Annotated in this window: 21 protein-coding genes; 14 read left to right on the forward strand and 7 right to left on the reverse strand. The window is 72.6% G+C overall.

What is annotated here, in order from left to right:
* The first annotated feature begins 157 nt into the window (after positions 1 to 157).
* From leuC to AC0B9F_RS30295, 4 genes are all read left to right on the forward strand, one after another.
* Positions 158 to 1588 (forward strand): 3-isopropylmalate dehydratase large subunit, encoded by a 1431-nt coding sequence (leuC, locus tag AC0B9F_RS30280; protein ID WP_472007891.1) that lies wholly within the window; start codon positions 158 to 160, stop codon positions 1586 to 1588.
* Positions 1589 to 1593: 5 nt separating this feature from the next.
* The gene (gene leuD / locus AC0B9F_RS30285) at positions 1594 to 2187 is read left to right on the forward strand and encodes a 3-isopropylmalate dehydratase small subunit (protein WP_472007892.1); all 594 of its coding nucleotides are present in this window, start codon (positions 1594 to 1596) and stop codon (positions 2185 to 2187) included.
* 274 nt (positions 2188 to 2461) lie between these two features.
* Positions 2462 to 2692, forward strand: a complete 231-nt coding sequence (locus AC0B9F_RS30290) for an SCO5555 family protein (RefSeq protein ID WP_472007894.1) — start codon at positions 2462 to 2464, stop codon at positions 2690 to 2692.
* Positions 2693 to 2829: 137 nt separating this feature from the next.
* Positions 2830 to 3489: an HU family DNA-binding protein gene (locus AC0B9F_RS30295; RefSeq protein WP_472007895.1), complete on the forward strand. Its 660-nt coding sequence runs from the start codon at positions 2830 to 2832 to the stop codon at positions 3487 to 3489.
* A 178-nt stretch (positions 3490 to 3667) separates the two neighbouring features.
* Here AC0B9F_RS30295 and AC0B9F_RS30300 read toward each other — a convergent pair whose 3' ends face one another.
* Together AC0B9F_RS30300 and cofC are read right to left on the reverse strand one after the other, a co-directional pair.
* The gene (locus AC0B9F_RS30300) at positions 3668 to 3871 is read right to left on the reverse strand and encodes a hypothetical protein (RefSeq protein ID WP_472007897.1); all 204 of its coding nucleotides are present in this window, start codon (positions 3869 to 3871) and stop codon (positions 3668 to 3670) included.
* Between the two features lie 10 nt (positions 3872 to 3881).
* Positions 3882 to 4520, reverse strand: coding sequence for a 2-phospho-L-lactate guanylyltransferase (cofC, locus tag AC0B9F_RS30305; protein ID WP_472007898.1), 639 nt, complete (start codon positions 4518 to 4520; stop codon positions 3882 to 3884).
* 156 nt (positions 4521 to 4676) lie between these two features.
* Between cofC and AC0B9F_RS30310 the strand changes: the two genes are divergently transcribed.
* From AC0B9F_RS30310 to AC0B9F_RS30320, 3 genes are read left to right on the forward strand one after another with little or no spacing between them, the layout of a single operon-like run.
* The gene (locus tag AC0B9F_RS30310; protein ID WP_472007900.1) at positions 4677 to 5459 is read left to right on the forward strand and encodes a lysophospholipid acyltransferase family protein; all 783 of its coding nucleotides are present in this window, start codon (positions 4677 to 4679) and stop codon (positions 5457 to 5459) included.
* Positions 5456 to 6475 (forward strand): NAD(P)H-dependent glycerol-3-phosphate dehydrogenase, encoded by a 1020-nt coding sequence (locus AC0B9F_RS30315; protein WP_472007901.1) that lies wholly within the window; start codon positions 5456 to 5458, stop codon positions 6473 to 6475. Before AC0B9F_RS30310 ends, AC0B9F_RS30315 begins: the two co-directional genes overlap by 4 nt.
* Before the next feature lie 59 nt (positions 6476 to 6534).
* The gene (locus AC0B9F_RS30320) at positions 6535 to 7692 is read left to right on the forward strand and encodes a D-alanine--D-alanine ligase family protein (protein ID WP_472007902.1); all 1158 of its coding nucleotides are present in this window, start codon (positions 6535 to 6537) and stop codon (positions 7690 to 7692) included.
* A gap of 13 nt (positions 7693 to 7705) precedes the next feature.
* Here the strand turns inward: AC0B9F_RS30320 and AC0B9F_RS30325 are convergent, their stop codons facing one another.
* Both AC0B9F_RS30325 and AC0B9F_RS30330 read right to left on the reverse strand, forming a co-directional pair.
* Positions 7706 to 8206 (reverse strand): DUF3515 domain-containing protein, encoded by a 501-nt coding sequence (locus AC0B9F_RS30325; protein ID WP_472007904.1) that lies wholly within the window; start codon positions 8204 to 8206, stop codon positions 7706 to 7708.
* A 20-nt stretch (positions 8207 to 8226) separates the two neighbouring features.
* Positions 8227 to 8460, reverse strand: coding sequence for an Lrp/AsnC family transcriptional regulator (locus AC0B9F_RS30330; protein WP_158990895.1), 234 nt, complete (start codon positions 8458 to 8460; stop codon positions 8227 to 8229).
* 269 nt (positions 8461 to 8729) lie between these two features.
* On the opposite strand from AC0B9F_RS30330, the gene AC0B9F_RS30335 reads away from it, so the two are divergent.
* Both AC0B9F_RS30335 and thiD read left to right on the forward strand, forming a co-directional pair.
* A complete protein-coding gene (locus tag AC0B9F_RS30335; RefSeq protein WP_472007906.1) occupies positions 8730 to 9695 on the forward strand; it encodes a thiamine-phosphate kinase in 966 nt (321 codons plus the stop codon).
* Positions 9692 to 10492 carry a bifunctional hydroxymethylpyrimidine kinase/phosphomethylpyrimidine kinase gene (gene thiD, locus AC0B9F_RS30340; protein ID WP_472007907.1) on the forward strand — a complete coding sequence of 267 codons (801 nt, stop codon included), beginning with the start codon at positions 9692 to 9694 and terminating at the stop codon, positions 10490 to 10492. Before AC0B9F_RS30335 ends, thiD begins: the two co-directional genes overlap by 4 nt.
* A gap of 148 nt (positions 10493 to 10640) precedes the next feature.
* On the opposite strand, the gene rpmB is transcribed toward thiD, so the two are convergent.
* Complete coding sequence (gene rpmB / locus AC0B9F_RS30345) at positions 10641 to 10826, reverse strand: 50S ribosomal protein L28 (protein WP_004924906.1); 186 nt, start codon at positions 10824 to 10826, stop codon at positions 10641 to 10643.
* Positions 10827 to 11091: 265 nt separating this feature from the next.
* On the opposite strand from rpmB, the gene AC0B9F_RS30350 reads away from it, so the two are divergent.
* Entirely contained in the window at positions 11092 to 12819 is a 1728-nt protein-coding gene (locus AC0B9F_RS30350; RefSeq protein ID WP_472007909.1) for a DAK2 domain-containing protein, read from the forward strand.
* A gap of 321 nt (positions 12820 to 13140) precedes the next feature.
* Here the strand turns inward: AC0B9F_RS30350 and AC0B9F_RS30355 are convergent, their stop codons facing one another.
* The gene (locus AC0B9F_RS30355; protein ID WP_472007911.1) at positions 13141 to 16062 is read right to left on the reverse strand and encodes a tetratricopeptide repeat protein; all 2922 of its coding nucleotides are present in this window, start codon (positions 16060 to 16062) and stop codon (positions 13141 to 13143) included.
* Positions 16059 to 17897 (reverse strand): HSP90 family protein, encoded by a 1839-nt coding sequence (locus AC0B9F_RS30360; RefSeq protein ID WP_472007912.1) that lies wholly within the window; start codon positions 17895 to 17897, stop codon positions 16059 to 16061. Before AC0B9F_RS30360 ends, AC0B9F_RS30355 begins: the two co-directional genes overlap by 4 nt.
* Positions 17898 to 18122: 225 nt before the next feature.
* On the opposite strand from AC0B9F_RS30360, the gene recG reads away from it, so the two are divergent.
* The 4 genes from recG (at position 18123) to AC0B9F_RS30380 (ending at position 22638) form a co-directional block, all read left to right on the forward strand.
* Positions 18123 to 20336, forward strand: coding sequence for an ATP-dependent DNA helicase RecG (gene recG, locus AC0B9F_RS30365; protein ID WP_472007914.1), 2214 nt, complete (start codon positions 18123 to 18125; stop codon positions 20334 to 20336).
* Between the two features lie 82 nt (positions 20337 to 20418).
* Positions 20419 to 21006 (forward strand): 16S rRNA (guanine(966)-N(2))-methyltransferase RsmD, encoded by a 588-nt coding sequence (gene rsmD, locus AC0B9F_RS30370; protein ID WP_472007916.1) that lies wholly within the window; start codon positions 20419 to 20421, stop codon positions 21004 to 21006.
* Positions 21007 to 21032: 26 nt separating this feature from the next.
* Positions 21033 to 21512, forward strand: a complete 480-nt coding sequence (gene coaD, locus AC0B9F_RS30375; RefSeq protein ID WP_472007918.1) for a pantetheine-phosphate adenylyltransferase — start codon at positions 21033 to 21035, stop codon at positions 21510 to 21512.
* Between the two features lie 58 nt (positions 21513 to 21570).
* Positions 21571 to 22638: an ATP synthase F0 subunit B gene (locus AC0B9F_RS30380; protein WP_472007919.1), complete on the forward strand. Its 1068-nt coding sequence runs from the start codon at positions 21571 to 21573 to the stop codon at positions 22636 to 22638.
* The last annotated feature ends 29 nt before the right edge of the window (positions 22639 to 22667 follow it).

Genomic DNA, 22667 nt, shown 5'->3' on the forward strand with positions numbered 1-22667 from the left:
AATTTTCCGTGGAACCCGCCACTCTGGATGTCACGAAGGCACAGCGGCCCGCGATTCGACGGGCCTGGTGGCGGATGTCCGGTCGCAGGGGCGCGGGCAACGCCTCCTCACGATCTCGAGTTGGGCCGGTGGACGTGTGCCGGCCGGAGGGAAAGCGATGGGTAGGACACTCGCGGGGAAGGTCTGGGACGACCACGTCGTCCGGCGCGCCGAGGGCGAGCCCGACCTCCTCTTCATCGATCTGCACCTGCTGCACGAGGTGACCAGCCCGCAGGCCTTCGACGGCCTCCGCAAGGGCGGTCGCCGGGTGCGCCGGCTCGACCTGACCATCGCGACCGAGGACCACAACACCCCGACCCTCGACATCGACAAGCCCATCGCCGACCCGGTCTCCCGCATCCAGCTGGAGACGCTGCGCAAGAACTGCGCCGACTTCGGGGTGCGCCTGCACCCGCTGGGCGACGTGGAGCAGGGCGTCGTGCACGTCGTCGGCCCGCAGCTGGGTCTGACCCAGCCGGGCACCACCGTGGTCTGCGGTGACTCCCACACCTCCACGCACGGTGCCTTCGGCGCGCTGGCGTTCGGCATCGGCACCTCGCAGGTCGAGCACGTGCTGGCCACCCAGACGCTGCCCATGGCCCGCCCGAAGACCATGGCGATCACGGTCGACGGCGAGCTGCCCGACGGCGTCACCGCCAAGGACCTGATCCTGGCGATCATCGCGAAGATCGGCACCGGCGGCGGCCAGGGCTACGTCCTGGAGTACCGCGGCTCCGCCATCGAGAAGCTCTCGATGGAGGCCCGGATGACCATCTGCAACATGTCGATCGAGGCCGGCGCCCGCGCGGGCATGATCGCCCCCGACGAGACCACCTTCGCGTACCTCCAAGGGCGCCCGCACGCCCCCGAGGGCGCCGACTGGGACGCCGCCGTCGCGTACTGGAAGACGCTGAGGACGGACGACGACGCCGAGTTCGACGCCGAGGTCGTCATCGACGCCGCCGCGCTGTCCCCGTTCGTCACCTGGGGCACCAACCCGGGCCAGGGCGCGCCGCTTTCCGCGTCCGTCCCCGACCCGGCTTCGTACGAAGACCCTTCGGAGCGCTTCGCCGCCGAAAAGGCCCTGGAGTACATGGGGTTGGAGGCCGGCCAGCCGCTGCGCTCCATCAACGTGGACACCGTCTTCGTAGGTTCCTGCACCAACGGCCGCATCGAGGACCTGCGCGCCGCCGCCGACCTGCTGCGGGGCCGCAAAGTCGCCGACGGCGTACGGATGCTGGTCGTCCCGGGCTCGGCCAGGGTGGGTCTGCAGGCCGTCTCCGAGGGCCTCGACGTGGTCTTCAAGGAGGCCGGCGCCGAATGGCGGCACGCGGGCTGCTCCATGTGCCTGGGCATGAACCCCGACCAGCTCGCCCCCGGTGAGCGCTCCGCCTCCACCTCCAACCGCAACTTCGAGGGACGGCAGGGCAAGGGCGGCCGCACCCACCTGGTGTCCCCGCAGGTCGCGGCCGCGACCGCGGTCCTGGGTCACCTGGCCTCGCCCGCCGACCTGACCGACGCCGAGACCCGTACGCCCGCTGGAGTCTGAGGATCATGGAAGCTTTCACCACGCACACCGGCCGGGCCGTCCCGCTGCGCCGCAGCAACGTCGACACCGACCAGATCATCCCCGCCCACTGGCTCAAGAAGGTCACCCGCGACGGGTTCGAGGACGGGCTGTTCGAGGCCTGGCGCAAGGACCCCGAGTTCGTGCTGAACCGTCCCGAGCGGCAGGGCGCCACCGTCCTGGTCGCAGGCCCCGACTTCGGCACCGGCTCCTCCCGTGAGCACGCGGTGTGGGCGCTGCAGAACTACGGCTTCAAGACCGTGATCTCCTCCCGCTTCGCCGACATCTTCCGCGGTAACTCGCTGAAGAACGGCCTGCTCACCGTGGTCCTCGACCAGAAGACCGTGGACGCGCTGTGGGAGCTGGTCGAGAAGGACCCGACCGCCGAGATCACCGTGGACCTTGAGGCGCGCGAGGTGCGCGCCGAGGGCGTCACCGCCGCCTTCGAGCTGGACGAGAACTCCCGCTGGCGGCTGCTGAACGGCCTGGACGACATCTCCATCACGCTCCAGAACGAGGCGGACATCGCCGCGTACGAGGCGAAGCGGCCCTCCTTCAAGCCGCGCACCCTCCAGGTCTGAACCTTCGGCCCGCCCCGCCCCCTGAGGGTCGGGTTTCGGCCACCGCATCACCCCTCCCGTACCCCCGATCGGACCGATCGGGGGTACGGGCGTTTTCGGGCCCGAACGGCGCCGCCCGCCGGTCGGTAAGCATTCAACTTCCCACGTTACGGCCGTGGTTGCCGGGGTAGACGAGGTTCCGGAACGCCTCTTCGCGATGCGCCCGGATGGCTGTCAGAGGCGGCAGTTGCCCCCTGCGCGGGCGACAACTCGCCCCAGATGGCACAATCTGTGCATGGAACACGACGGCCAACTCGAGCTCTATGCGGCGGTCGCGGACCAACTCAAACAAGCGCACGCCAGGGTGCGCGCACTGCAAGTCCCGGAGGGCGTACGGATGGCGCTGACCCGGAAGCTGCTGGTCATTACGGCCGCGGCCAAACACGATCTTGCCGGTGCGACAAGGCGGCTGGAGCGGTTCATGGCGGATCTCGACGCGGGGCGCGTACCCGAAGAGGACCACTGAACACATCTGTGATCGCCGAGTTCGTTGCGGCACAAGGGTGATAAGCCCGTTTCGTGTTTGATTTGCGGTATATATCTGCCTAACGTGCGAAAAAGCTTGAACACTTTCGTTCTGGCGATGTCTCCGAAGGGGAAGACGTGAACAAGGCGCAGCTCGTAGAAGCGATTGCCGACAAGATGGGTGGCCGCCAGCAGGCCGCCGATGCTGTCGACGCGGTCCTGGACGCCATCGTCCGCTCGGTCGTCGGGGGCGACCGGGTCTCGGTCACCGGGTTCGGTTCCTTCGAGAAGGTCGACCGGCCGGCCCGCTACGCCCGTAACCCGCAGACGGGCGAGCGGGTTCGGGTCAAGAAGACCTCCGTTCCGCGCTTCCGCGCGGGTCAGGGCTTCAAGGACCTGGTCAGCGGGTCGAAGAAGCTCCCGAAGAACGACATCGCGGTCAAGAAGGCGCCCAAGGGCAGCCTGTCCGGCCCGTCGGCCACCATCGCCAAGCCCGCGGGCAAGAAGGCCGCGGCCAAGAAGGCGACGACGGCGGCCGCGAAGAAGACCACCACCGCGAAGAAGGCGACCCCGGCGAAGAAGACCACCACGGCCGCCGCGAAGAAGACCACGGCCAAGAAGGCGCCCGCCAAGAAGACCACGACGGCGGCGGCCAAGAAGACGACCGCGGCGAAGTCCACGGCCGCCAAGAAGACCACGGCGAAGAAGGCCCCGGCGAAGAAGGCGACCGCCAAGAAGGCGCCCGCCAAGAAGTCGTCGGCGCGCAAGACCGCCGCGAAGAAGACCACCGCGCGCTAGGAGGCGGAGCGTACGGGTTACTCACGCGCCGGGCCGGACTCCCTGACGGAGTCCGGCCCGCGGTGTGTTGTGGACCTGATGTCCTGGTAGCGCCGCCGGTTTGGGACGGGTTGGCCTGACCGGGGCCGCGAACGCCCGCGGGGGCGCGCGGAGCGAGGTCAGAACGTCTGCGGGGGCATCAGAACGTCTGCAGGGTCACCAGCGTGATGCGGCGGGCGTCGCCCTCGCCTTCCGTCTCGATCCGCACCCGTTGACCGGGGCGCAGCAGACGCAGGCCGCCCGCGTCGAAGGCCGGGGCGTCGAACGGCACGGGGGTGCCGTCGTCGAGGAGCACCTGGCCGGAGCGGGTCTCGGGGTCGTACGTGTATGCGGTGGCCTGCATGACGGTCAGCCTACTGCCCGGGGATCAGCAGCCGCGCGGCCACCGCGGCCGTCCGGGGGCCCACGCCGAGAAAGAGCGCCGCGCGCAGGTCGTCGCCGGTGTCCACGTCCTGCCGTACGGAATCGACCCGGTCCAGGGGCAGCTCGGCCGCCCCGGACGCGCGGTGCCGGGCCCGGGAGTCCGGACCGAATGCCGGACGCAATTCCTGACCCGCACCGGCCGCCAGAAGCGTGGTGCCGATTTCCGCGGCGTCCGGAAGAAATGCGCGCGGGAATGCGGCGGCCGTATCGAGGACCCGGGCCAATTCCAGCGGGCGCAGGGCCGGAAGGTCGGCGTTCAGGGCGGCCACGCCCGTTCGCGGCTGCGTCGAGCGCACCACCGCCGCCGCGTGCGCCAGGGCCGCGTTCAGACCGGCGGCCGGGGAGTCGGGCACGATACGGGCGCCCAGGGCCGCCAGCTCACGGCCGGCCAGGGCGTCGTTCGTGACGACCGCCACATCGCCCACCGCGTCACAGGCCAGCGCCGCCGCGACCGTGTCCTGGGCGAACGCCAGCGCGAGGCCCGGGCGCACCCCGTCCCCGGCCGTGTCCGCGAGCCTGCTCTTGGCCCGCGCCAGAGGCTTCAGGGGGATGACCAAGGTCCACTGCACCGGCGTACCGTCCCTCTCGTGTCCTGGTCATTGTCGCCGGGCCATCTCGTCCATGGGACGGCGGGGCGTACGGTGTTCTCGACAGACCGGCGGCCCGGGGCGACACTTGTGCGGCCCTCGCGGGCCCCGGTGGCAGCCCTGGAGGAAGGTGTCCGCGTGCCCCGCCGCAGAATCGGCTTCTGGTACCGCTTCGCCGCGGTGATCTGCAAACCACCGCTGGTGTTTCTGCTCAAGCGGGACTGGCGCGGAATGGAGAACATTCCGGCCGACGGCGGATTCATCACCGTGGTGAACCACAATTCGCACGTCGACCCCTTCGCCTACGCCCACTACCAGTACAACACCGGCCGGGTCCCGCGATTCCTGGCCAAGAGCGGGCTTTTCAGGAAGGGCTTCGTCGGCGCCGCCATGCGCGGCACCGGCCAGATCCCCGTCTACCGCGAGTCCACCGACGCGCTCAGCGCCTTCCGGGCCGCGATCGACGCCGTGGAGCGCGGCGAGTGCGTCGCCTTCTACCCCGAGGGCACCCTCACCCGCGACCCCAACGGCTGGCCCATGACCGGCAAGACGGGCGCCGCGCGCGTCGCCCTGCAGACCAGGTGCCCGGTCGTCCCCGTCGCCCAGTGGGGCTGCAACGAGCTGCTGCCGCCGTACGCCAGGAAGCCGAACCTCTTCCCGCGCAAGACCCACCGCGTGCTGGCCGGGCCCCCCGTCGACCTCTCCCGCTTCTACGGCAAGGAGATGACCGCGGACGTGCTGAGGGAAGCCACCGAGGTCATCATGGCGGCCATCACCCGCCAGCTGGAGGAGATCCGCGGCGAGAAGGCGCCCGCCACGCCGTACGACCCGCGCCGCGAGCGCATCGAGCAGCGCCGCCGCACCCAGGCCCAGACCGAGGCGCGGACGCAGGACAAGCAGGCGGAAGGACAGGGCACGTGAGCAAGCCGGTCACGCCGGTCAAGGCAGCCGTCTTCAGCGCCGGTTCGTGGGGCACGGCCTTCGGCATGGTCCTCGCCGACGCCGGGTGCGAGGTCGTGCTGTGGGCGCGCCGCCCCGAGGTCGCCGAGGCGATCAACTCCACCCGGACCAACCCCGACTACTTCCCCGGTGTGGAGCTGCCCGGGAACCTGCGCGCCACCACCGACCCCGCCGAGGCCGCCGCCGGCGCCGACTTCACCGTGCTGTCGGTGCCCTCCCAGACGCTGCGCGCCAACCTCGCCGAATGGACCCCGCTGCTCGCCCCGCGCACCGTCCTGGTGTCGCTGATGAAGGGCGTCGAGCTGGGCACCACCATGCGGATGAGCGAGGTCGTCGAGGACGTCGCCAAGGTCGGCCCGGAACGCGTCGCCGTGGTCACCGGGCCCAACCTGGCCCGTGAGATCGCCGCCCGCATGCCGGCCGCGGCCGTCGTCGCCTGCACCGACGAGGCGGTCGCGCAGCGCCTGCAGACCGTCTGCCACACGCCCTACTTCCGGCCGTACACCAACACCGACGTCGTCGGCTGCGAACTGGGCGGTGCCGTCAAGAACGTCATCGGGCTCGCCGTCGGCATCGCGGACGGCATGGGCCTCGGCGACAACGCCAAGGGCTCGCTCATCACCCGCGGCCTCGCCGAGACCACCCGGCTGGGCCTGGCGATGGGCGCCGACCCGATGACGTTCTCCGGACTCGCCGGCCTCGGCGACCTGGTGGCCACCTGCTCCTCGCCGCTGTCCCGCAACCACACCTTCGGCACCAACCTCGGCAAGGGCATGACCCTGCAGGAGACCATCGCGGTCACCCGGCAGACCGCCGAGGGCGTCAAGTCCTGCGAGTCGGTGCTGGATCTGGCCCGCCGGCACGGCGTCGACATGCCGATCACCGAGACCGTCGTGTCCATCGTGCACGAGGGCAAGTCCCCGGTGGTCGCCCTCAAGGAGCTGATGTCGCGCAGCGCGAAGCCCGAACGACGCTGAGCGACGCGGGGCGGCGGACGCTGTCTCCCCACTGTGTCAACAGGTACTCTCATCGCGATATGAGCACCGAGAACCTTCCCCAGAGCCCTGAGCAGCCGTCCCGCAAGCCGCGCGTGGCCGTCGTGTTCGGCGGACGCAGCTCCGAACACGGGATCTCCGTGGTCACCGCCGGTGCCGTCCTGGGCGCCATCGACCGGACGCGGTACGACGTCCTGCCGATCGGCATCACCCGCCAGGGGCGCTGGGTGCTGACGGCCGACGAGCCCGAGCGGATGGCCATCGCCGACCGCCGCACCCCAGAGGTCGAGGGCCTGGCGGAACCCGGCGACGGCGGCGTGGTGCTCCCCGTCGACCCCGGCACCCGCGAGGTCGTCTACAGCGAGCCCGGCTCGGTGCCCAAGGCGCTCGGCGAGGTCGACGTGGTCTTCCCCGTGCTGCACGGCCCCTACGGCGAGGACGGCACCCTGCAGGGCCTGCTGGAGCTGTCCGGGGTGCCGTACGTGGGCTCGGGCGTGCTCGCCTCGGCCGTCGGCCAGGACAAGGAGTACATGAAGCGGGTGTTCACCTCCTTCGGGCTCAAGGTGGGCCCGTACGTGGTGATCCGGCCCCGCGAGTGGGAGCGGGACACCGCCGCCGCCCGCAAGAAGATCATCGACTTCGCCGGCGAGCACGGCTGGCCGCTGTTCGTGAAGCCCGCACGCGCCGGCTCCTCGATCGGCATCACCAAGGTCGACGACCTCTCGGGCCTGGACGAGGCCATCGAGGAGGCGCAGCGGCACGACCCGAAGATCCTCGTCGAGGCGGCCCTGCGCGGCCGTGAGATCGAGTGCGGCGTGCTGGAGTTCGAGGACGGCCCGCGCGCGTCGGTGCCGGCGGAGATCCCGCCGCCGGACGCCCACGCGTACTACGACTTCGAGGCCAAGTACATCGACTCCACGCCCGGCATCGTCCCGGCGCCGCTCACCGACGAGCAGACGGCCGAGGTGCGGCGGCTCGCGGTGGACGCCTTCGACGCGGCGTCCTGCGAGGGGCTGGTGCGCGCGGACTTCTTCCTCACCGAGGACGGCGAGTTCGTCATCAACGAGATCAACACGATGCCCGGCTTCACGCCCATCTCGATGTACCCGAAGATGTGGCAGGCCACCGGCGTCGCCTACCCCGAACTGGTCGACCGCCTCATCCAGGCGGCCCTGCGCAGGCCGACGGGCCTGCGCTGACCCTTCGGTCGGCTCAGTCGGCGATCCCTTCGGGGATCGCCTTCTTGATGCCCGGGGCCAGGGCGACGAGCACCGACGAGGTGTCCTGGCCCTTGGGCACGCTCACCTCGACGTAGGCACGGCGGTTGGCGGTGGTGAACCGGTACGCGCCGTCGTCCTGCTTCTCCATGAGCCAGTCGACCCCGTCCACGCCGCCGGCGACCGCGTCGGGGTCACCGCCCACCGAGACCTTACGGTCGAGCATCTTCGGAGGCCGCTCGACACCGCACCGCAGTATGATCGCCGGGTCCCCCCAGCCCGCGGTCAGCGGCGACGCGGGGTCGGGGTCCCGGCGGTCCTGGCCGTCGACCCGGGACGGCAGCACCCGGTCCAGCTCTCGGCAGAGCCCCGCGGTCTTCGCCCCCGGTGAGGGAACCGCGACCGACGCGCCGTCGTCTGCGAAGGAGCAGCCCGCGACGCCGAGGAGCAGGACGAGGGCGGGCAGGCCGAAGGGCCGGTGACGGAAGAAGCTCACCGGCCAAGCGTAGACGGGGGCTACAGATGGACGACCGGGCAGGTCAGTGTGCGGGTGATGCCGTCCACCTGCTGGACCTTGGCGACCACCATGCGGCCCAGGTCGTCGACGGTGTCGGCCTGCGCGCGCACGATGACGTCGTAGGGACCCGTGACGTCCTCGGCCTGGATCACTCCAGGGATCTTGGCGATCGTCTCGGCGACGGTCGAGGCCTTGCCGACCTCGGTCTGGATCAGGATGTACGCCTGTACCACGGAACCTCCAGGGCGGCCACGAGGATCATGTGGGGAAAAGGAACGCCACGGTACCGCGTCGCCGCTCCCCGCGGGGAGACCTGCGGGAACCGGTCCTTGCGTGCCGGGGTGCGGACAGGGCGGACGAGGACGGCTGACGGGACCGCTCACCAGGGTCCGGTCCCGCAGGCCGGGCACCTGGGGCCGGTCACTTCGACGGTATCGAGGACACTGGTCCCGCGCGAGCGGGCACGGACAAGGACAGCAGGGACGGAAGGGGAGCCAGGGCAATGAAGGGCACTGTTGGTGAGCTCGGGGAGTTCGGGCTCATCAGGGAGCTCACCTCCCGTCTCACCACCACCCCGGCGGTCCGGGTCGGCCCCGGCGACGACGCCGCCGTGGTGGCCGCACCCGACCGTCGGGTCGTGGCCAGCACCGACATCCTGCTGGAGGGCCGGCACTTCCGCCGCGACTGGTCCACGGCCTACGACGTCGGCCGTAAGGCCGCCGCGCAGAACCTCGCCGACATCGCCGCCATGGGCGCCGTCCCGACCGCGCTGCTGCTCGGCCTGGTCGTGCCCGCCGAGCTGCCGGTGACCTGGCCGACGGAGATGATGGACGGCCTGCGCGACGAGTGCCAGGTCGCGGGGGCCGCCGTGGTCGGCGGCGACGTGGTGCGCGGCGACACGATCATGGTGTCGATCACCGCGCTCGGCGACCTGCGCAACCAGGAGCCCGTCACCCGGGGCGGCGCACAGCCCGGCGACCTCGTCGCCGTGACGGGCTGGCTCGGCTGGTCCGCCGCCGGGTACGCGGTGCTCTCCCGCGGCTTCCGCTCGCCGCGCGCCTTCGTCGAGGCCCACCGCCGCCCCGAGCCGCCGTACCACGCCGGTCCCGCGGCCGCGGCGCTCGGCGCGACCGCGATGTGCGACGTCAGCGACGGCCTGATCGCCGACCTCGGGCACATCGCCGAGGCCAGCAAGGTGCGCATCGACATCCGCTCCGGCGCCATCGACATCCCCACCCAGATGCACGACATCGGGCAGGCCGTCGGCGTCGACCCGCTGCAGTGGGTGCTGACCGGGGGAGAGGACCACGCGATCGTCGCGACCTTCCCCTCGGACGCCAAACTGCCCGCCCGCTGGAAGGTGATCGGCGAGGTGCTCAACCCCTCGGCGCTGCCCCAGGTGACCGTCGACGGCGCCCCCTGGACCAGCAAGGGCGGCTGGGACCACTTCGGGGACATCGAGTCATGACCGCGCCGCCCCGGGTGCTCACCGTGGCCGGCTCCGACTCCGGGGGCGGCGCCGGGATCCAGGCCGACCTGAAGACCATGCTGGCGCTCGGCACGCACGGCATGAGCGTGCTCACCGCCGTCACCGCGCAGAACTCCCTCGGCGTGCAGGGCGCCTGGGAGCTGCCGGTCGAGGCGGTACGGGCGCAGTACCGCAGCGTCGTCGACGACATCGGCGTTCAGGCGGTGAAAACCGGCATGCTCGCCTCCGCCGAACTCGTCGAGACCGTCGCCGAGTTGCTCGCCGGCACCGACGCGCCCGCCGTCGTCGACCCGGTCGGCGTCTCCAAGCACGGCGACGCGCTGCTCGCCGCCTCCGCGCTGGACCGCGTGCGCACCAAGCTCCTGCCGGCGGCCACCGTCGCCACCCCGAACCTCGACGAGGTCGCCCAACTCACCGGCGTCCACGTCGAGTCGGAGGACGACCTGCGGCGCGCCGCGGCGGCCGTCCTGGCGTACGGGCCGCGCTGGGTGGTGATCAAGGGCGGGCATCTGGCCGGTGACGCCGTGGACCTGCTCACGGACGGCTCCGAGGAGCACTGGCTGCGCGCCCCCCGCCACGACAACCGTCACACCCACGGCACCGGCTGCACCCTCGCCTCCGCCATCGCCTGCGGCCTGGCCAAGGGCCGGACCGTGCCCGAGGCGGTCACGGCGGCCAAGGAGTACGTCACCGGGGCCATCGCCGCCGGCTTCGCGCTCGGCGGCGGCATCGGGCCGGTGGACCACGGGTGGGCTTTCAGGAGCGGTACTGCCTGAGCGCTCCGACGGGAGTGCCCACGGCGGGGTCGGCATCCGGGACCCCGGCAGCCGGAGCGGGGAGTGGGTACGGCAGAAAGCCGGCCCACCTGGTGGTGGACCGGCTATCTGCAGCGAACCGACAGTGGCCGCGCGCTTTAGCTGTGCGTCAGCGCGAGACCTTGCCGGCCTTGATGCACGAGGTGCAGGCGTTCACGCGCTTCGGCGTCCCACCGACCACGGTACGCACACGCTGGATGTTCGGGTTCCAGCGACGGGGCGTACGGCGGTGCGAGTGCGAGATGTTGTTGCCGAAGCCCGGCCCCTTGCCGCAGACGTCGCAGTTGGCAGCCACCGGTCACTCCAAAGACTTCAGATGCACTTACGGTTGATCCCGGCATGCCGGGACGGATCCTGCGATCGGTGAATGATCTGAGATCTGAGTGGCGCTGCCAGGGGGAGAGCCCGATCGGATCGGGCAACCGGAGCAGCATACAACGACTGCGTCCGGACAACGAAACTACCATGACGGCCCAGCGGCCCGCCCACGGCCCTCTTCCGGCAGGCAGGGGCCCGGGGTCTACGCTGCGTCCCACGTCCAGCAGCTCAGGGAGGCGCAGGTGGCGCAGGTGCCGCAGACATTCTTCGATGCTCTCGCGGTGCGCACGTGGTGCTCCCTCGCGCTGGACGCGCTCGGCCGCGCGCGCGAGGAGATCGACGCGATCAACGTCTACCCGGTGGCCGACGGGGACACCGGCACCAACCTGTATCTGACCCTGGAGTCGGCGGCCGGCGCGGTCGAGGCCGTGTTCGCCGGGTACGAGACCGGCGGCGGCCGGCCGTCCCTGGCCGACGCCGTGCACGCGATGGCGCACGGTGCGCTCATCGGGGCGCGCGGGAACTCCGGGACCATCCTCGCCCAGCTGCTGCGTGGCATGGCGCAGGTGCTCGCCGCCGAGGGTGACGACTCCCACACCGACGGGCCGGGGCTGCGGCGCGCGCTGCGGAGCGCGGCCGACGCCGCCCGGCAGGCCGTCGCCCACCCCGTCGAGGGCACGGTGCTGACCGTCGCCGCGGCGGCCGCCGACGCCGCCGAGACCGCGGGCGGCACGGAAGGCCCGGGCGGCGCGGAAGGCTCGGGAGGCCCGGGAGGCGACTGCGGGACGGTCGCGCGGGCCGCCTACGACGGGGCGCGCACGGCGCTCGCCGCGACCCCCGGCCAGCTGGCCGCCCTGGAGCGCGCCGGAGTCGTGGACGCCGGCGGGCGGGGTCTGGTGGCGGTGCTGGGGGCGCTCGTGGAGACGTTCACGGGGGAGACACCGGCCGATCCGGGCGGGCACCCGCGCGTGCGGCCCGCCTCGCAGGCGCGCGTGCCCGCCGGGACGCTCATCGCCTGCCCCGAGACGGGCGCCGCGGACGACGACGGCCCCGCCTTCGAGGTGATCTACCTCCTGGAGGCGGACGACGACGCCGTCGACCGGCTGCGCCGCCGCCTGGACGCCCTCGGTGACTCGCTGGTCGTGGTCGGCGGCGACGGGCTGTGGAACGTCCATGTGCACGTCGACGACGCCGGCGCCGCCGTGGAGGCCGGAGTGGAGGCCGGGCGGCCGTACCGCATCCGGATCACCCACTTCGGCGCCGGTGACGCCCACACCGCGCGCGGTGAGCGGCCGCCCCGCGAACGCGTCCAGCGGGCCGTCGTGGCCGTCGTCCCCGGCGAGGGCCTGGCCGGGCTGTACAGCGAGGCGGGCGCGACGACGGTGCTCGCCCGCCCCGGGGAGCCGCCCGCCAGCGGGGAGCTCGTGGAGGCCGTACGACGTGCCCACGCGCGCGAGGTCGTACTGCTGCCCAACGACCCCGAGCTGCGCCACACCGCGGCGGCCGCCGCCGAGCAGGCCCGCACCGAGGGCATCCGGGTGGCGCTCATCCCGACCCGGTCCGCGGTCCAGGGGATCGCCGCGCTCGCCGTGCACGAACCCGACCGCCGCTTCGACGAGGACGTCGTCTCCATGACCTCGGCCGCGGGCGCCACCCGCTACGCCGAGGTCACCGTCGCCGAACACGAGTCCTGGACCACGGCCGGCGTCTGCCAGGCCGGCGACGTCCTCGGGCTCATCGACGGCGACGTCGCGGTGATCGGCACGGACGTCACCGCGACGGCCGAGACCGTCCTGGACCGCATGCTCGCCGCCGGCGGCGAACTCGTCACCCTGGTCCTCGGCGACGAGGCCCCCGACGGCGTCACCGACCGCCTGGAGACCCGGGTCCGGGACACCTACCTGGCCGTCGACACGGTGGTCTACCGAGGCGGCCGCCAGGGCGCACTCCTGCTCATCGGCGTGGAGTGACCCCGGCGCACACCGCCGGCCGGCGACGCGCGGCCACGCAGACGGCGAGAAGGAACTCGGCCGCCCCTCCCACGCCGCCTGAGCCGGCGGGGGAGCGCCGCCCCGGAGGAAGCTCAGCCACCCCGGGCTGCTCTGCCCCAGAAGGCTCTGCCGCCCCGGGCAGCTCAGTCGCCCGACGGGAAGAGCTGAACGGTCCTGGTGAGCTCAACCGCTCCGGCGGCGCTCAGCCGACTCCCTCCCGCGCCGCTTGAGCCAGCAGAGGTCAGCCGCCCCCGGGGGAAGCTCACTCCCACCGGCGCCGCTCATTCCGTTCGGGCCGGCTCAGCCTGCTTCCTCCCGTGTCGCCTGCGCCAGTTCTTGCGCCTCCGCGCGGCGGGACGTGGCCGTCTCGTCGTCCTCGGGGGCTGTCTCGTACGCCGTGAGGACGGCACGTGCGCGTGCCTGCGCCGCGTCGGGCCGGCCCAGTTCGGCCGCCAGCCAGCCCGCGGCGAGTTCCGCGCCCGTGCGGGCGTGGACCGCGTCTTGGCCCAGGGAGGTGAAGACGGTGATCGCCTCCTCCAGCTCGGCCAGGGCGTCCTCGAACCCCGCCGGACCGGAGCGGGCCAGCAGGTCGCCGAACTGGCGGTGGGTGTGGCCCAGTTCCGCGGTGAGACGGTGCCGTGTCTCGTCGTCCCCGCCTGCCGCCGTCAGTGCCGCCGCGCACTCCTCGACGGCCGCCGACATCAGTTCACGGGCCGTTGCCGGGCCGTCCTCGGCCCGCAGCGTCAGCCACGCGCGGGCGCGCAGCGAGCGGACCAGACCGTGCACATCGCCCACCGCGCGCCACAGCTCACCGGCACGCGCGTAGGCCGTCGTCGCCTCCTCGGACAGGCCCGCCGCCTCCAGGCTCGTCGCGGCGAGATGGGCGAGCGTGGCGTGGTCCTGCTGCTCGGGCCAGTGCCGCGCGATCTCCGCAGCCTGCAAGCGCCGTTCGGCCGCCGCGCGGTGCTCGCCCAGCTCGCCCAGGCAGTCGCCGAGCCACCACAGGGTCTGCACCACCGCGCCGTCGCCGTGCGTCTCGGCGCTCACATCGGGCAGCGCCGACTCCAGCACCTCCGCCGCCTCCGCCCACCGGCCCTGCCGGACCAGCAGCCCGCCGAGCTGGTGCCGCGCCCAGGCGCCGAGCGCCGGTCCGTCGCCGGCCTCGTCCGCCCAGTGCGCGGCCTCCAGCGCGTGCTCGGCGGCCTCGGCGACCTCACCGCGCCCGCCGACGACCTCGGCGAGCTGGAGGTGCAGCTGGGCCCGCCCGACCGGCGTCAGCTGCGCCCCGCCGTGTTCCAGGGCCGCACGCAGCGCCCGTTCGGTCTCGGCCATGTCCCCGAGATGGTGGGCGAGCTGCGCCAGCCGCACCTCGTACTCCACCGCGAACCACGCCACCCCGGCGTCGGTGAACTCCCGTGCCGCCCGCGCGAGCAGCTTCGCGGCCGCTGCCGGGTCCCCGCTGTGCGCGGCCAGCTCGCCGAGCATCGCCAGCGCCTCGGCGTGCCGTGCCGCGAGGCGCACGTCGTCACCGGTGCGGCCCTCGACGAGCGCCAGTACCTCCCGTACGGCCCCCTCGGCCGTCTCGGCGGCGTCGGCGTCCACCGGACCCTCGGCCTGGTGCACGCGCCGCATCAGGATGCGCGCCCGGCTCATCACCACCGACGCGGTCTGCCGCAACCCGGTGCCGTCCCCGGCGTACAGCGCGAGCACCCGGTCGTAGGGCTCGGCGACCGCCGCGAGCGCCGCGTCCACGTCACCGGCGAGCGCGCGCACGTACGCCCCACGCGCGCGTGCCGCGAGCGCCTCGCCCTCGTCGCCCGCCCGCGCGTACAGCTCGGCCGCGTCCGCGAACAGCTCGGCGCCCTCCTCGCCCCGGCTCATCGCCTCGTGGTCGACGAGTTCCGCCTGGTCGTACGGCGCCAGCTCGGCGCCCCGCGCGGCCCGCCCGACCGCCGCCCACGCGTCGAGCGCGTCCGGCTGGAGCGTGTCCGACAGCCGCCGCGCCCGCGCCAGCAGGGCAGGCAGGTCCTCGCCGGCCGCCGGCGGCTCGGTCACCGGCGACACCACCGGCGAGGCCACGGGCGGCGTCGCGCCGGCCGGAGCCGTCCGCACCGACCGCACCCCCAGCGGCAGCCGCTCCACCAGCGGACGCTGCGCCATTCGCGCCCGGGACTGCTCACTGACGTACGCCGTGCCGTTGCGCCGGTCGAAGGCGGCGGCCAGCGCGAGCGCCTCCCCACGCGCGTGTGCCGCGAGGTCGCCCGCCGTCCACGCCCGTCCCGCCGGCCCCGGCACCCGCTGCCCGGACAGGCCGAGCTCGGCCAGGCGGTCCGTCAGCAGCACGACCGCCTCCAGGAAGCTCAGCCTGCTGCGCGGATGCCCGTCGTCGGTGAAGTACGCCGGCCGCTCGGCGAGCAGCTCCAGCGCGCGTGCCTCGTTGCCGCTCAGCGCGCAGAACTCCACGTGGTCCGCGAACGCCCCGCGCATGCTCTCCATCGACCGCACCAGCCGCAGCCCCCGCAGATGGTGGGCCCGCGCCTCCTCCACCCGGCCCAGCCGCAGCAGCGGCGTCAACGACGAGGCGAGGACGGCGTGCGGCTCGTGCGCACAGGTGAACTCGCCCTCCAGGACCGGCCGCCACACCTCGATCGCCTCCGCGTACCGCCCCCGACGCTCCAGCCACCAGCCCTGCTGGTGCAGTTCGCAGGCGTGGCAGTCGGCCATCTCGTCCCGGTCGGCGGCCAGCCACCCGGCATACGCCCGCTCGGCCCGCTCGAGATCCCCCACATGGGCGGCCACGGAGAACTCCGCGCTGCGCACCGCCCGTTCGGAGTACCCGGCGAGCCGGTAGCGGTGCTCCATCTCGCCGAGCCACTTCTCGATGGACGCCAGCGGGATGTGCGGCTGGTCGAGCATGCCGGCCGTCATCCACTTGAACACCCAGTGCAGCGAGTGCACCTCGTACGCGTCGAAGTCCTCCGGCCGTTCGTCCCACAGGCGCAGCAGCCGCGCGAAGGGGACGAACATCTTCGCCTTCTCGGAGCTGTAGTTGTAGACCTTCAGCTGGTGCCCGAGCGCCTCGATCACGGCGAGCGGGATGTCCAGCTTCTCCGCCTCGGCGAGCAGCTGCTCCGCACGCGCGTTGCGCGCCGGGCCCTCCGGCTGCCCGGAGTTGTCCGCCATCGCCCGGCGCAACGCGTCGAAGTCCGTGATCCCGCTCATCGCTGCTCGCCCTCCCCGTGCGTCGCCCACTCCAGCAGCCCGATGAAGGCGCGGTTCAGCAGCGCCGAGTCGGCGGGCCGCAGCGGCCGCTGCGCCATCAGCAGCGCCTGCCCGTACAGCGATTCCGTCGCCGTGCCGATCAGCTCCGGATCGCCGAGCGCGCTGATCCGGCGGACCAGCGGATTGAGGTGGTTCAGCACCAGACGCGCGCGTGGCGCGCTGCCGCGCAGCGAGCCGAGGATGCCCGCCCACAGGTCGTCGGCCTGCTCCTGCGCCTCGGCCCGCGCCTGCTCGTGCCGGGCCGAACGGTCGTCCAGGTGCAGCGCGGGCACCGACAGCGGGTGGAAGGCCCGCAGCACCACATCGCAGCCCAGCGGGTCCAGCTTGGCCCGCGCGGCCGCGAGGAAGCCCGCCAGGGCCAGCTCCACGTCCGCGTCGACCGCGTCCAGATGCGCGGTGACGGTGTCCGCGTCCAGTTCGGCGACCACCGTGCCGGGCCGCACCGACGGCAGCGCCTCGACCAGCTCGCTGTCGTACGTGTAACCGCCGTTGACGACACCGACGCCCTGCGCCGAGGCGATCGGCGCCACCTGCCGGTACTCCTCCACCGTCCGCGTGAAGTGCACGACCGGGTGCCGCTGCGCGAACTCCTCCAGCGACAGCCGCCCGTCCGTCGTCTCGAACGGCAGCCACGGCAGCATCGTGCGCAGCATCTCCGCGTCGTGCCGCGCGAGCGACTTCACTCCCAGGTGGTGCACCGACAAGAAGGCCGCGAGCCGCTCCGGGTCACCGGCCGCGAGCGACGTCAGCCAGGACCGGATCCGCTCCCCGAGCGCCTCCCGCACGGCCGCCAGCGTCTCGTCCTCGTACAGCGACTCGCGCGAGGCGGTGGGCCGCAGGCTGTCGGTGTCCAGCACGCAGCGTACGAAGAACGCCCAGTCCGGCAGGAGCTGTTCGGCCCGCTCGGTCAGCAGCATGCCCTTCAGATGCACGCGGTGCCCCGCCCGCTGCGCCGGGCTCACCGCCTGCGGCAGCACGTACGCCACCCCGCGGATGCCGGCCACCGGCACGTCCAGGTCGATGGAGTCCAGCGGCGTGAACCCGAACAGCCCGTGGCAGTGCCGGGCCAGCGCCACGCGCCGCGTCGCCGGACTCGGATAGGAGCGGTCCCAGGGCGCGGGCAGGTCCGTGACCGCCTCCTCGCCGACCCGTACGTCGTACGGCAGCAGCGAGCCGAAGTCCCGGGCCAGCGTCAGCACCCGCTCGGGCGTGAGCCACTCGGCGGCCCCGGGACGCGCGGTGAGGTACACGGTCGTACCCGGCTCGGGCCGGTCCCGCACCGGCAGCGTCCGCACGGTGTACGAGCCGTCGTCGCGCGCCGTCCACTCCACCGGCGGCGCGTCCGGCGTACGGGCGCTGCGGCTGACCACCCGGATCCGCTCGGCGACGACGAAACAGGCGAGCAGCCCGATGCCGAACTGCCCGAGGAAGTCCGAGCGTGCCTCGCGCAGCCCGTCCGCCCGCTTGGAGCTGCGGCCGATGGTCGCCAGCAGGGTGTGCACGTCCGCCTCGGTGAGCCCGATCCCGGAGTCCTCCACGCGCAGGGCGCCGCCCTCGGCGTACAACCGCACCCGGGCGGGTGCGCCGGGGTCCTCCGCGCGGCGCGCGGTGACGGCGTCGACGGCGTTCTGCAGCAGCTCGCGCAGATAGACCTTCGGACTGGAATAGAGGTGATGGGAGAGCAGGTCGACCAGACCACGCAGGTCGACCTGGAACGAATGAGGTGTCTGAGGTGACTGGGAAGCCTGGGATGACTGTGAGGTCTGCGAGTCCATCGTCACAGCGCCGCTGGTGGGGGAGGGCCGAGGGCGCGGGGTCGGGCGGTCCCGGTGGGGCGGGAATCCGCGGGGGATGGCCGGAGCGCGTCATCCTACGGCTCGAACGAACGTCCTGACCAGGGATTTCCCACAACGTCCCCAACCTGTGAACGGCGGCGCCGCCGCACGTGGCCGGCACGGGATCACCGCACGTCTTCGGCATTGTCAGTGCCGTGGTGTGCAATGGATCTCGTGCCCGCACTGCAAGAACCACTGCAACAACCGCTGAAGTCGGTGCTCGGCCCCGCCACCGCGAAGGTGATGGCCGAGCATCTCGGCCTGCACACCGTCGGCGACCTCCTCCACCACTACCCGCGCAGATACGAGGAGCGCGGCCAGCTCACCCACCTCGCCGACCTCCCCATGGACGAGCATGTCACGGTGGTCGCCCAGGTCGCCGACGCCCGCCTGCACACCTTCGCCTCCTCCCGGGCCCCGCGCGGCAAGGGCCAGCGGCTGGAGGTGACCATCACCGACGGCAGCGGCAGGCTCCAGCTGGTCTTCTTCGGCGCCGGCGTGCACAAGCCGCACAAGGAGCTGCTCCCGGGCACCCGCGCGATGTTCGCCGGCAAGGTCTCCGTCTTCAACCGTCGCCTCCAACTCACCCACCCTGCCTATGAGTTGCTGCGCGGCGACAGCGAGGAGAGCGTCGAGACGTGGGCCGGCGCGCTCATCCCCCTCTACCCGGCCACCGCGAAACTGGAGTCCTGGAAGATCGGCAAGGCCGTCCAGACGGTCCTGCCCAGCGCCCAGGAGGCCGTCGACCCGCTCCCGGACGGCCTGCGCGAGGGCCGCGGCCTGGTCTCCCTGCCCGAGGCCCTGCTCAAGATCCACCGCCCGCACACCAAGGCCGACATCGCCGACGCCCGCGCCCGCCTGAAGTGGGACGAGGCCTTCGTCCTCCAGGTCGCCCTCGCCCGCCGCCGCCACGCCGAGGCCCAGCTCCCGGCGGTGCCCCGCCGCCCCCGGCCGGACGGCATCCTCGCCGCCTTCGACGACCGCCTCCCCTTCACCCTCACCGAGGGCCAGCAGAAGGTCTCCCAGGAGATCTTCGACGACCTGGCCACGGAACACCCGATGCACCGGCTGCTGCAAGGAGAGGTCGGAAGCGGCAAAACGCTGGTCGCCCTGCGCGCCATGCTCGCCGTCGTCGACGCCGGCGGGCAGGCGGCGATGCTCGCGCCCACCGAGGTGCTCGCCCAGCAGCACCACCGGTCGGTCACCGAGATGATGGGCGAGCTGGCCCAGGGGGGCATGCTGGGCGGCGCCGAGCACGCCACCAAGGTCGTCCTGCTCACCGGCTCCATGGGCGCCGCCGCCCGCCGTCAGGCACTGCTCGACCTCGTCACCGGCGAGGCCGGCATGGTCATCGGCACCCACGCGCTGATCGAGGACAAGGTGCAGTTCCACGACCTCGGCCTGGTCGTCGTCGACGAACAGCACCGCTTCGGCGTCGAGCAGCGCGACGCCCTGCGCGGCAAGGGGAAGCAGCCCCCGCACCTGCTCGTCATGACCGCCACCCCCATCCCGCGCACGGTGGCCATGACCGTCTTCGGCGACCTGGAGACCTCCGTCCTGGACCAGCTCCCGGCCGGCCGCTCGCCCATCGCCAGCCATGTCGTGCCCGCCGCCGACAAACCGCACTTCCTGGCCCGAGCCTGGGAGCGGGTGCGCGAGGAGGTGGCAGGCGGCCACCAGGCCTACGTCGTCTGCCCCCGCATCGGCGACGAGGAGGAGGACCCCAGGAAGGCCAAGAAGTCCGCCGAGGACGACGCGGAGAAGCGCCCGCCGCTCGCCGTCCTCGACGTCGCCGAACAGCTCGCCCGCGGCCCGCTGAACGGCCTGAAGGTCGAGGTGCTGCACGGCAGGATGCACCCCGACGACAAGGACGCCGTCATGCGCCGCTTCGCCGCCGGCGAGACGGACGTCCTGGTCGCCACGACCGTCATCGAGGTCGGCGTCAACGTCCCCAACGCCACCGCGATGGTGATCATGGACGCCGACCGCTTCGGCGTCTCCCAGCTGCACCAGCTGCGCGGCCGGGTCGGCCGTGGCGCGGCCCCCGGACTGTGCCTGCTGGTCACCGAGATGCCCGAGGCGAGCCCCGCCCGCCAGCGCCTGGGCGCGGTCGCCTCCACGCTCGACGGCTTCGAGCTGTCGCGCATCGACCTCGAACAGCGCCGCGAGGGCGACGTCCTCGGCCAGGCCCAGTCCGGCGTCCGCTCGTCCCTGCGCGTCCTCGCGGTCATCGAGGACGAGGAGATCATCGCCGAGGCGCGGGAGGAGGCGGCGAGGATCGTCGCGGCGGACCCGGAGCTGGAGCGGTTCCCGGGCCTGCGCACGGCCCTGGACGCCTTGCTGGACGAGGAGCGGGAGCAGTACCTGGAGAAGGGGTGAAGCGGGTGAGGTCACCACGGGCGCGGGGAACCGCGCGACCAGCCACAATGATCCCAAAGCCGTCCACGGAGAAGGACCCCACATGACCCGCGTAATCGCCGGCGCCGCCGGCGGGCGCCGCCTCGCCGTCCCGCCGGGGACAGGAACCCGGCCGACATCGGACCGAGCACGCGAGGGCCTCTTCTCCACCTGGCAGTCCCTCCTCGGTGGCCCCCTGGACGGCGAACGGGTCCTCGACCTCTACGCCGGCTCCGGCGCCGTCGGCCTGGAGGCCCTGTCCCGCGGCGCGGGCCACACCCTCCTCGTCGAAGCCGACGCGCGCGCGGCCCGCATCGTGCGGGAGAACGTGAAGAACCTGGGCCTGCCCGGCGCCGAGGTCAGACACGGCAAAGCGGAACAGATCATCCGCACCGCCCCCCCGCAGGAGCCGTACGACCTGGTCTTTCTCGATCCGCCCTACGCCGTCTCCGACGACGATCTTCGGGAGATCCTGCTCACACTCCGCTCGGAACGCTGGCTCACTGAGCAAGCGCTCGTCACCGTGGAGCGCAGCACCAGAGGCGGGGAGTTCCGCTGGCCGACGGGGTTCGAGGCGATCCGGGCCCGTCGCTACGGCGAGGGAACGTTTTGGTACGGTCGCGCCGCCTCTACGTGCGAAGACGCACGATGACCGGACCGGAGAGCGAGGGATCACAAGTGCGCCGCGCCGTCTGTCCCGGGTCGTTCGACCCGATCACCAACGGACACCTCGACATCATCGCCCGCGCCTCCCGTCTGTACGACGAGGTGTACGTCGCGGTGATGATCAATCAGTCCAAGAAGGGGATGTTCGAGATCGACGAGCGGATCGAACTGATCCGCACCGTCACCGCCGAGTACGGCAACGTCCGGGTCGAGGCCTTCCACGGCCTGCTCGTCGACTTCTGCAAGCAGCGCGACATCCCCGCCATCGTCAAGGGCCTGCGCGCGGTCAGCGACTTCGACTACGAGCTGCAGATGGCCCAGATGAACAACGGCCTCTCCGGCGTCGAGACCCTCTTCGTGCCCACCAACCCCACCTACAGCTTCCTGTCGTCCTCCTTGGTCAAGGAGGTCGCGCAGTGGGGCGGCGACGTCTCCCACCTCGTCCCGGCCCCCGTCCTTCAGGCGCTCAACACGCGGCTGCGCCAAGGCTGAAGGGCTACAGTCGTCCCCGTCCGTCTCCATCACATCCGTAGAGAGTGGCGAGCACACGGTGGACGTGCAGAAAAAGCTCGACGAGATCGTCTCGGCGGTCTCCGGCGCCCGGTCGATGCCCATGTCGGCCTCGTGCGTGGTCAACCGCGCCGACCTGCTGTCGATGCTGGAGGAGCTGCGCGCGGCCCTGCCCGACTCCCTCGCCCAGGCCCAGGAGCTGATCGGCGGCCGGGAGCAGATGGTCGAGCAGGCCCGTCAGGAGGCCGAGCGGATCATCGCCGGCGCCCACGCCGAGCGCGGCTCGCTGATCTCCGACACCGAGGTCGCCCGCCGCTCCCAGGCCGAGGCCGACCGCATCCTCGCCGAGGCCCGCCAGGAGGCCGAGGAGATCCGCGCCGAGGCCGACGACTACGTCGACTCCAAGCTCGCCAACTTCGAGGTCGTCCTCACCAAGACCCTCGGCTCGGTCGGCCGCGGCCGCGAGAAGCTGCTCGGCACCGGCCCCGGCGTCGACGAGGACGGCTACGAGGACGAGGACGCCCCGCAGCGCAGCCACGACCCCGAGACCCTGCGCCGCGACGCCGACTCCTACGTCGACGCCAAGCTCGGCGCCTTCGAGGCGGTCCTGGCCAAGACCCTGGAGGCGGTCGGCCGCGGCCGGCAGAAGCTGCACGGCCGGATCGCCACCGACGACCTCGGCGCCCTCGCCGGCGACCTCGGCACCGTCCAGCACTCCAGCGACGCCGACTACCTCGCCGACCTCGCCGCGCACGCCGAGCAGGACACCCCGGCCCCGCCGGCGCACCAGCCACCCCAGCCGCAGCACCAGCCCCAGTACGCGACGTACGCGCAACAGCCCGACCCCTATGCCGGCTACCCGCAGCAGTACGCCCAGCAGGACGCCTACGGCTACCAGCAGGCCGACCCCTACGGCTACGGCGGCTACGACACGGGTCAGCAGCCCGTGTACGACCCGCAGCAGGCCCAGGCCGTACACCAGCAGGCGGCGCCGCAGCAGGAGGCGGCACAGCCGCAGCAGTACGCCCTCGACGAGACCAGCCTCTTCGACACCGGCATGATCAGCGCCGAGCAGCTCAGGGCCTACGAGCAGGGCCGCGGTCTGTAGGGACCCGGCCCGGATTGGGCCGACAGCGA

It is taken from the genome of Streptomyces sp. NPDC097129 (genome assembly GCF_055668065.1).

Bases quoted from the DNA above. Each gene is read 5' to 3' on its own strand.
- leuD (WP_472007892.1), top strand. From the start codon at position 1,594: ATGGAAGCTTTCACCACGCACACCGGCCGGGCCGTCCCGCTGCGCCGC.
- rsmD (WP_472007916.1), top strand. From the start codon at position 20,419: ATGACCCGCGTAATCGCCGGCGCCGCCGGCGGGCGCCGCCTCGCCGTC.
- AC0B9F_RS30335 (WP_472007906.1), top strand. From the start codon at position 8,730: ATGAAGGGCACTGTTGGTGAGCTCGGGGAGTTCGGGCTCATCAGGGAG.
- AC0B9F_RS30300 (WP_472007897.1), bottom strand. From the start codon at position 3,871: ATGCAGGCCACCGCATACACGTACGACCCCGAGACCCGCTCCGGCCAG.
- thiD (WP_472007907.1), top strand. From the start codon at position 9,692: ATGACCGCGCCGCCCCGGGTGCTCACCGTGGCCGGCTCCGACTCCGGG.
- AC0B9F_RS30290 (WP_472007894.1), top strand. From the start codon at position 2,462: ATGGAACACGACGGCCAACTCGAGCTCTATGCGGCGGTCGCGGACCAA.
- leuC (WP_472007891.1), top strand. From the start codon at position 158: ATGGGTAGGACACTCGCGGGGAAGGTCTGGGACGACCACGTCGTCCGG.
- recG (WP_472007914.1), top strand. From the start codon at position 18,123: ATGGATCTCGTGCCCGCACTGCAAGAACCACTGCAACAACCGCTGAAG.
- AC0B9F_RS30320 (WP_472007902.1), top strand. From the start codon at position 6,535: ATGAGCACCGAGAACCTTCCCCAGAGCCCTGAGCAGCCGTCCCGCAAG.
- AC0B9F_RS30360 (WP_472007912.1), bottom strand. From the start codon at position 17,897: ATGGACTCGCAGACCTCACAGTCATCCCAGGCTTCCCAGTCACCTCAG.
- AC0B9F_RS30355 (WP_472007911.1), bottom strand. From the start codon at position 16,062: ATGAGCGGGATCACGGACTTCGACGCGTTGCGCCGGGCGATGGCGGAC.